6 protein-coding genes are annotated in these 8839 nt (G+C 70.8%); all 6 read left to right on the top strand.

Annotation, left to right across the window (positions count from 1 at the left end; translation table 11 throughout):
• The first annotated feature begins 63 nt into the window (after positions 1-63).
• A complete protein-coding gene (gene nrtL / locus JAO81_RS01900) occupies positions 64-1206 on the top strand; it encodes an ArgS-related anticodon-binding protein NrtL (RefSeq protein ID WP_199545936.1) in 1143 nt (380 codons plus the stop codon).
• A 16-nt stretch (positions 1207-1222) separates the two neighbouring features.
• Entirely contained in the window at positions 1223-2614 is a 1392-nt protein-coding gene (gene lysA, locus JAO81_RS01895) for a diaminopimelate decarboxylase (protein WP_199545935.1), read from the top strand.
• 192 nt (positions 2615-2806) lie between these two features.
• Positions 2807-4099, top strand: a complete 1293-nt coding sequence (locus JAO81_RS01890; RefSeq protein WP_199545934.1) for a homoserine dehydrogenase — start codon at positions 2807-2809, stop codon at positions 4097-4099.
• Between the two features lie 6 nt (positions 4100-4105).
• A complete protein-coding gene (thrC, locus tag JAO81_RS01885; RefSeq protein WP_199545933.1) occupies positions 4106-5182 on the top strand; it encodes a threonine synthase in 1077 nt (358 codons plus the stop codon).
• 296 nt (positions 5183-5478) lie between these two features.
• Positions 5479-6396 carry a homoserine kinase gene (thrB, locus tag JAO81_RS01880; protein ID WP_199545932.1) on the top strand — a complete coding sequence of 306 codons (918 nt, stop codon included), beginning with the start codon at positions 5479-5481 and terminating at the stop codon, positions 6394-6396.
• A gap of 374 nt (positions 6397-6770) precedes the next feature.
• Positions 6771-8756: a transcription termination factor Rho gene (gene rho / locus JAO81_RS01875; RefSeq protein ID WP_199545931.1), complete on the top strand. Its 1986-nt coding sequence runs from the start codon at positions 6771-6773 to the stop codon at positions 8754-8756.
• Positions 8757-8839: the final 83 nt, after the last annotated feature.

Below are 8839 nucleotides of genomic sequence, written 5' to 3'. Positions count from 1 at the left end.
CCCCCGTCTCCCCATCCGAAACCGACTCGCCTACCCACCCCCCACCTCCCCTACGCTTGTCCCGTGACCCCCGCCGATCTCTCCCGCACCGTGCTGCGCGCGGTGCGCCACGCCGTTGAGCGTGGGGAGCTGAGTGCGGCCGTGCCCGAGCGGATCGTGGTCGAGCGGCCGCGGCCCGGTGGGCGCGGGGATTACGCGACCAATGCCGCGCTGCAGCTCGCGGGGGCCGCCAAGCGCCCTCCGCGTGAGATCGCGCGGATGCTTGCCGATGAACTCACCCGCGAGCCCGGGATCACCCAGGTCGAGATCACCGGCCCCGGTTTCCTGAACATCACGCTCGACGGCGACCAGTGTCAGGGCCAGTCCCTCGTACGGGAGATCCGCGCCGCAGGCACCCGCTACGGTCACGCCCCCCGCCCCACCGGCCAGATCGTCCAGCTGCACTTCCGCCGCGACCTGCGCGCCGCCGTCTGGTGCGACGCCCTCCGGCGGATCCTGCGGTCCCAGGGCGCCCTCGTCCGTCATACGTGCGAGCAGGAGCTCCCCGCGGAGTGGGCCGCCCTCGGCCTCCGTATCGACGCCCACGGCACCCCGCCCGCCCCCGGCCTGGCGCTCACGCAACCCGTGCCCGCGCCGGAACCCACGACAGATCTCGGCCCCGACGCCACCCGCTGGGCCCTGCTCCACGCCGCGGCCCACGACCGCCCCCGGCTGACCGATGACCTGCTCGTGCAGCACGAGGACAACCCCCTCTTCCGGGTCCGCTACGCCCACGCCCGCACCCACGCCCTCACCCGCAACGCCGCCGACCTGGGCTTCACCGCCGACCCCGGCCCCGTAACAGCCATAACAGCCGTACCAACCGCAACAGCCGTACCAACCGCAACAGCCAACCGCCAGGCACCCCTCGCCAACCGCCAGGCACCCCTCGCCGGCCAGGCACCCCTCGCCAACCTCCAGGCAACCCTCGCCGACCACCCCCGAGTCCTCGCCCAGGCCGCCCACCACCGCGCCCCCGACCGCCTCACCCGGCACCTGATCGCGGTCGCCGACGCGTTCCTCGACCTGCAGCCGGCCGTCCTGCCGCAAGGGGACGAGAAACCCGAGGCCGCCCACCGCGCCCGGCTCGCGCTCGCCGAAGCCGCCGGGACGGTGCTGGCCGGTGGCCTGTCCCTGCTCGGCATCGACGCCCCCGAACACCTCTGAGAGAGACACAGAAGAGATGAGCCGTTCCGCCCACCCCGCCGGGCCCCGTCACGCCGACGTCCTGCCCGAGGGTCACTACAGCGCCCCGCCCGCCGACCTCAACGTCCTCGACCCCAAGGTCTGGTCGCGCACGGTCACCCGGGACGAGCAGGGCGCCCTGACCGTCGGCGGTATCGAAGTGGCGCGCCTGGCCGAGGAGTTCGGCACACCCGCGTACTTCATGGACGAGGCCGACTTCCGCGCCCGGTGCCGCTCCTGGCGCGAGGCCTTCGGCACCGAGGCCGATGTCTTCTACGCCGGCAAGGCCTTCCTCTCGCGCGCCGTCGTCAAGTGGCTGTACGAGGAGGGCCTCAACCTCGACGTCTGCTCCGGCGGAGAACTGACCACCGCCCTGAGCGCCGGGATGCCCGCCGAACGCATCGCCTTCCATGGCAACAACAAGTCCGAGGCGGAGATCGAGCGCGCCGTCGAGGCAGGGGTCGGACGGATCGTGCTCGACTCCTTCCAGGAGATCGCGCGCGTCGCGCACATCGCCCAGCGGCTCGGCAGGCGCCAGCCCGTCCTCATCCGTGTGACGGTCGGCGTCGAGGCCCACACGCACGAGTTCATCGCGACCGCGCACGAGGACCAGAAGTTCGGCATCGCGCTCGCCGGCGGCCAGGCGGCCGAGGCCGTACGGCGCGCGCTGAAGCTCGACGGTCTCGAACTCCTCGGCATCCACAGCCACATCGGCTCGCAGATCTTCGACATGGCCGGCTTCGAGGTCTCCGCCCGCCGCGTCGTCCAGCTGCTCGGCCAGATCCGCGACGAGCACGGCGTCGAGCTGCCCGAGATCGACCTCGGCGGCGGCCTCGGCATCGCGTACACGAGTGACGACGACCCGCGCGAGCCGCACGAGATCGCCAAGGCCCTGGCCGAGATCGTCACGCGCGAGTGCGAGACGGCGCGGCTCAGCACCCCCCGTATCTCCGTGGAGCCGGGGCGGGCCATCGTCGGCCCGACCGCGTTCACGCTCTACCGCGTCGGCACCATCAAGCACCTCGAGGGCCTGCGGACGTACGTGAGCGTCGACGGCGGCATGTCGGACAACATCCGCACCGCGCTCTACGACGCCGAGTACAGCGTCGCCCTCGTCTCGCGCACCTCCACCGCCGAGCCGATGCTCTCCCGCGTCGTCGGCAAGCACTGCGAGAGCGGAGACATCGTGGTCAAGGACGCGTTCCTGCCGGCCGATCTGGCCCCGGGCGACCTGATCGCGGTGCCGGCGACGGGCGCGTACTGCCGCTCGATGGCGAGCAACTACAACCACGCGCTGCGGCCCCCGGTCGTGGCGGTGAACGACGGCGAGGCGCGCGTGATCATCCGCCGCGAGACGGAGGAGGACCTGCTCGCCCTGGACGTCGGCTGACCGCGTCAGGCAAAGGCAGCCGACCGCGCCCGACGTAAGACACACGGCAGCAAAGGGCTCGCGGACGCCGGATTTCCGGTCCGCGGTGCTCATCGAAATGAAATCGACGTCTCATTATCCGGACCCGGGACGGAAACCCGGGTCCGGTGCGTGAGACTGGACCAACCGCAGAAGTTCAAGAATCGAGGTCGGATGATGCGTACGCGTCCGCTGAAGGTGGCGCTCCTTGGCTGTGGAGTCGTCGGCTCCGAAGTAGCCCGCATCATGACGACGCACGCGGACGACCTCACAGCCCGGATCGGCGCCCCCGTCGAGCTCGCCGGCGTGGCCGTGCGCCGTCCCGACCGGGTGCGCGCCGGCATCGACCCCGCGCTGGTCACCACCGACGCCACCGCCCTGGTCAAACGGGGCGACATCGACGTCGTGATCGAGGTCATCGGCGGCATCGAGCCCGCCCGCACCCTCATCACCACCGCCTTCGAGCACGGCATCTCGGTGGTCTCGGCCAACAAGGCGCTGCTCGCCCAGGACGGCGCGGCCCTGCACAAGGCGGCCGAGGACCACGGCGAGGACCTGTACTACGAGGCCGCCGTGGCCGGCGCGATCCCGCTGATCCGCCCGCTGCGCGAGTCGCTCGCGGGCGACAAGGTCAACCGTGTCCTGGGCATCGTGAACGGCACCACGAACTTCATCCTCGACAAGATGGACTCCTCGGGCGCCGGCTACCAGGAGGCCCTCGACGAGGCCACCGCCCTGGGCTACGCCGAGGCCGACCCGACCGCCGACGTCGAGGGCTTCGACGCCGCCGCCAAGGCCGCGATCCTGGCCGGTATCGCCTTTCACACCCGCGTACGCCTGGACGACGTGTACCGCGAGGGCATGACCGAGGTGACCGCCGCGGACTTCGCCTCGGCGCGCCAGATGGGCTGCACCATCAAGCTGCTCGCGATCTGCGAGCGGGCCGAGGACGGCGAGTCCGTCACCGCCCGGGTCCACCCGGCGATGATCCCGCTCAGCCACCCTCTCGCGTCCGTGCGCGAGGCGTACAACGCGGTCTTCGTCGAGTCCGAGGCCGCCGGACAGCTGATGTTCTACGGTCCCGGCGCGGGTGGCGCGCCCACCGCCTCCGCGGTCCTCGGTGACCTCGTGGCCGTCTGCCGCAACAAGCTCGACGGGTCCACCGGACCCGGCGAATCCGCGTACACCCGCCTCCCGGTCAGCCCGATGGGCGAGGTCGTCACGCGCTACCACATCAGCCTCGACGTGGCCGACAAGCCGGGTGTCCTCGCCCAGGTCGCGACGGTCTTCGCCGAGCACGGCGTATCGATCGATACGGTCCGTCAGTCGGGGAAGGACGGCGAGGCGAGCCTCGTCGTCGTCACCCACCGCGCGTCCGACGCGTCCCTGTCCGGGGTCGTCGAGGCGTTGCGCAAGCTCGACACCGTGCGGGGTGTCGCCAGCATCATGCGTGTCGAAGGGGAGTAACCAGACATGACCGCCACCTCTACCGGCGCCCACCAGTGGCGCGGGATCATCGAGGAGTACCGCGACCGGCTGCCCGTCAGCGAGGCGACGCCCGTGGTCACGCTCGGCGAGGGCGGCACTCCGCTCGTCCGCGCGGAGGTGCTCTCCGAACTCACCGGCTGCGAGGTCCACCTCAAGGTCGAGGGCGCCAACCCGACCGGCTCCTTCAAGGACCGCGGGATGACCATGGCGATCTCCAAGGCCAAGGAGGAGGGCGCCAAGGCCGTCATCTGCGCCTCCACCGGCAACACCTCCGCCTCCGCGGCCGCTTACGGCGGCAAGGCCGGCATGGTCAGCGCCGTCCTCGTACCGCAGGGCAAGATCGCGCTCGGCAAGATGGGCCAGGCCCTGGTGCACGGCGCGAAGATCCTCCAGGTCGACGGCAACTTCGACGACTGCCTCGTGCTGGCGCGAAACTTGTCCGAGAACTACCCGGTGGCGCTGGTCAATTCGGTCAACCCGGTGCGTATCGAGGGCCAGAAGACCGCCGCGTTCGAGATCGTGGACCGCCTCGGCGACGCCCCCGACATCCACGTCCTGCCGGTCGGCAACGCGGGCAACATCACCGCGTACTGGAAGGGCTATCAGGAGTACGCGGCCGACGGCATCGCCACCCACACGCCCGTCATGTGGGGTTTCCAGGCCTCCGGCGCCAACCCGATCGTGCGCAAGGAGATCGTGAAGGACCCCTCCACGATCGCCACCGCGATCCGGATCGGCAACCCGGCCTCCTGGCAGTACGCGGAGGCCGCGCGCGACGAGTCGGGCGGCTTCATCGACGATGTGACCGACCGTCAGATCCTGCGCGCCTACAAGCTGTTGGCCTCCCGCGAGGGTGTCTTCGTGGAGCCCGCGTCGGCCGCCTCCGTGGCCGGTCTGCTCAAGGCCGCCGAGGACGGCAGGCTCGCCAAGGGGCAGCGCATCGTCTGCACCGTCACGGGCAACGGCCTCAAGGACCCGGACTGGGCGGTCGCGGGTGCTCCGCAGCCGGTCACCGTCCCGGTCGACGCGGCCGCCGCCGCCGAACGGCTGGGTCTCGCCTAGCACTTGAGGGCCTGGGGCAATACGCCTCAAGTCCGCGCAGGGGGTGCACAAGGGGCTCGCGACACGCATCGTGCGCCTCCTGTGCGCCCTATGTCGCCACAGAACCTTCCTTCGATAGGCTGTACCAAACCCGCCCGCCGCATATGCCAGCCGTTGGCGGCCGGTGCCGCCTGTTGTCGGCCTCCGGGTGCCGGAACCTCTCCCGTACGTACCGCTCGTACGGCCGGAGAAGTCCCGGCGAACCCCAGCACCACCGTGAACAATCCCGCAGCACAAGCAAGGAGAGTCAGCGAGCGATGGCCGGTCCCGCCTTCCGCGCCGCCGCCGTAAGGGTGCGCGTCCCCGCCACCAGCGCGAACCTCGGCCCGGGCTTCGACGCCCTGGGCCTCGCGCTGGGGCTCTACGACGATGTCGTCGTGCGCGTGGCCGACTCCGGGCTGCACGTGGACATCGCGGGCGAAGGGGCGGACACCCTGCCGCGCGACGAGTCCCATTTGCTCGTACGTGCGCTGCGCACCGCGTTCGACCTGCTCGGCGGACAGCCGCGCGGCCTCGAGGTCGTCTGCGCCAACCGCATTCCGCACGGCCGCGGCCTCGGCTCCTCTTCGGCCGCCATCTGTGCCGGCATCATGGCCGCCCGCGCCGTGACCATAGGCGGCGACGCCAAGCTCGACGACACCGCGCTGCTCGAGCTCGCCACCGAGATCGAGGGCCACCCGGACAATGTCGCGCCCTGCCTGCTCGGCGGATTCACGCTCGCCTGGATGGACGCGGGTTCGGCCCGCGCGATCCGGTTGGACGTCGCGGACTCCGTCGTTCCGGTGGTGTTCGTCCCCGGAAAGCCCGTCCTCACCGAAACGGCACGCGGCCTGCTGCCACGCAGCGTCCCGCACGTCGACGCCGCCGCCAACGCGGGCCGTGCGGCCCTGCTCGTCGAGGCCCTGACCAGGCGCCCCGAGCTGCTGCTGCCCGCCACCGAGGACCGTCTGCACCAGGAGTACCGCGCCCCGGCCATGCCGGAGAGCGCCGCCCTGGTGGAGCGGCTGCGCGCCGACGGCGTGCCCGCAGTGATCTCCGGCGCGGGCCCCACGGTGCTCGCGCTGGTCGATGAAGCGACGGCCGACAAGGTCGCCCAGGTCGCCGGCGAGGGGTGGGCGGCCAACCGTCTGGCCCTTGATTCCGGCGGAGCGAGCGTGTTGCCGCTTGCGTCCTGACACACGTATGCCGGAGCAGGAGAGGGGGAATGTTTGTTGGATCCGGTAGTGTTAACCTCAAGTCTGCACCCGACGTACGAATGGCGTGGTGCTTCCTGTCCCGTCTCGGGACAACCCTTCTTCCGGGAGCTTCCCCAACTGCTCTGTGCACTGCACTGACCTTTGGCGAGCACGCTCCGGAACCGGTGTGACCCAGCCCAGTGACACAGCACGTACGGGTGGCACAGCTTCGGGAATCGCCGTCACCACAGACTCTTCCGCCGCTTGAGGCGGGACCACCGCCCCGGCAGGTCCGCACCTGAGGACCACCGCCGGACAGCACAACCGGTCGCCGAGCCAGACAGGCCGACGTCCGCTCCAGGGAAGGACCCTTCGTGAGCGACACCACCGATCTGATGGGCGTGAGTGACAGCGCCGCGCCCGCCACGGACGCCTCTGCCGCGCCCACCACGCGGCGGCGCCGCGGTACCGGCCTCGAGGGCATGGTGCTGGCCGAGCTGCAGCAGGTCGCATCGGGCCTCGGGATCAGGGGCACGGCGCGGATGCGCAAGAGCCAGCTGATCGAGGTCATCAAGGAAGCTCAGGCCGGCGGCTCCGCCCCGGCGAAGGCGTCGGGGGACACCAGCACCGAGTCCAAGCCGAAGCGCCGGGCGACCTCCAAGGCCCGCACGGACGCGGCCGCCGCCGACAAGCCGGCCGCCGCCGAGGAGAAGGCCGTCGAGGCCTCCGCTCCCAAGCAGATCGAGATTCCGGGTCAGCCGGCCTCCGACGACGCTCCCGTCGAGCGCCGCCGCCGTCGTGCCACCGCCGACGCCGGCAGCCCCGAGACCGTGACCGCCGAGGCCAAGGGCGAGACCAAGACCGAGGCGAAGTCCGAGCAGGCCGGCGAGAAGTCCGAGGCCAAGGGCGAGGACAACGCCGAGGGCCGTCGTGAGCGCGGCAACCGCCGTGACCGCGACCGCGGTCGCGACCGCAACCGCGACGAGCAGGGCGGCAAGCAGCAGGGCCAGCGCCAGCAGGGCGGCGGCCGACAGGACCGTCAGGACCGGGCGGACCGGTCGGAGCGGTCGGACCGTCAGGACCGCAACAACGGCCCGCAGGACGACGACGACTTCGAGGGCGGACGCCGTGGCCGTCGCGGCCGCTACCGCGACCGCCGTGGGCGTCGTGGCCGTGACGAGATGGGCGGCCCCGACGTCCAGGTCTCCGAGGACGATGTCCTGATCCCCGTCGCGGGCATCCTCGACATCCTCGACAACTACGCCTTCATCCGTACGTCGGGCTACCTGCCGGGTCCCAACGACGTCTACGTCTCCCTCGCCCAGGTCCGCAAGAACGGTCTGCGCAAGGGCGATCACGTCACCGGTGCGGTGCGCCAGCCCAAGGACGGCGAGCGTCGCGAGAAGTTCAACGCGCTCGTGCGTCTCGACTCCGTGAACGGCATGGCGCCCGAATCGGGCCGCGGCCGCCCGGAGTTCAACAAGCTCACCCCGCTGTACCCGCAGGACCGCCTCCGTCTGGAGACGGACCCGGGCGTTCTGACCACCCGCATCATCGACCTCGTGTCGCCGATCGGTAAGGGCCAGCGCGGTCTGATCGTGGCCCCGCCGAAGACCGGTAAGACCATGATCATGCAGGCGGTCGCCAACGCGATCACGCACAACAACCCCGAGTGCCACCTGATGGTCGTCCTGGTCGACGAGCGTCCGGAAGAGGTCACCGACATGCAGCGCTCGGTCAAGGGCGAGGTCATCTCCTCGACCTTCGACCGTCCGGCCGAGGACCACACCACGGTCGCGGAGCTCGCCATCGAGCGCGCCAAGCGCCTCGTCGAGCTGGGCCACGACGTCGTCGTGCTGCTCGACTCGATCACGCGTCTGGGCCGTGCGTACAACCTGGCGGCGCCGGCCTCCGGCCGCATCCTGTCCGGTGGTGTCGACTCGACTGCCCTGTACCCGCCGAAGCGCTTCTTCGGTGCGGCCCGCAACATCGAGGACGGCGGCTCGCTGACCATCCTCGCCACCGCTCTGGTGGACACCGGGTCCCGCATGGACGAGGTGATCTTCGAGGAGTTCAAGGGCACCGGCAACATGGAGCTCAAGCTCGACCGCAAGCTCGCGGACAAGCGCATCTTCCCGGCGGTGGACGTGGACGCGTCCGGTACCCGTAAGGAAGAGATCCTCATGGGCGCCGACGAGCTGGGTGTCGTCTGGAAGCTGCGCCGGGTGCTGCACGCGCTCGACCAGCAGCAGGCGATCGAGCTGCTCCTGGACAAGATGAAGCAGACGAAGTCCAACGCGGAGTTCCTGCTCCAGATCCAGAAGACGACCCCGGGCATGGGCAACGGCAACAACGACTGACCTCTTCTGAGGTCAGAAGTCCCCACTGCCCCCGAAATCCCTCCCCCCCCCCGCCGGAGGGGGGGGGGGTGTGCCTGGAATAT

Origin of the sequence: Streptomyces sp. N35, from assembly GCF_016464295.1 — a bacterium.
Taxonomy (GTDB): domain Bacteria; phylum Actinomycetota; class Actinomycetes; order Streptomycetales; family Streptomycetaceae; genus Streptomyces.
Note: the sequence above shows the minus strand (reverse complement) of the source record. Positions and strands in the feature narration are given on the sequence as shown.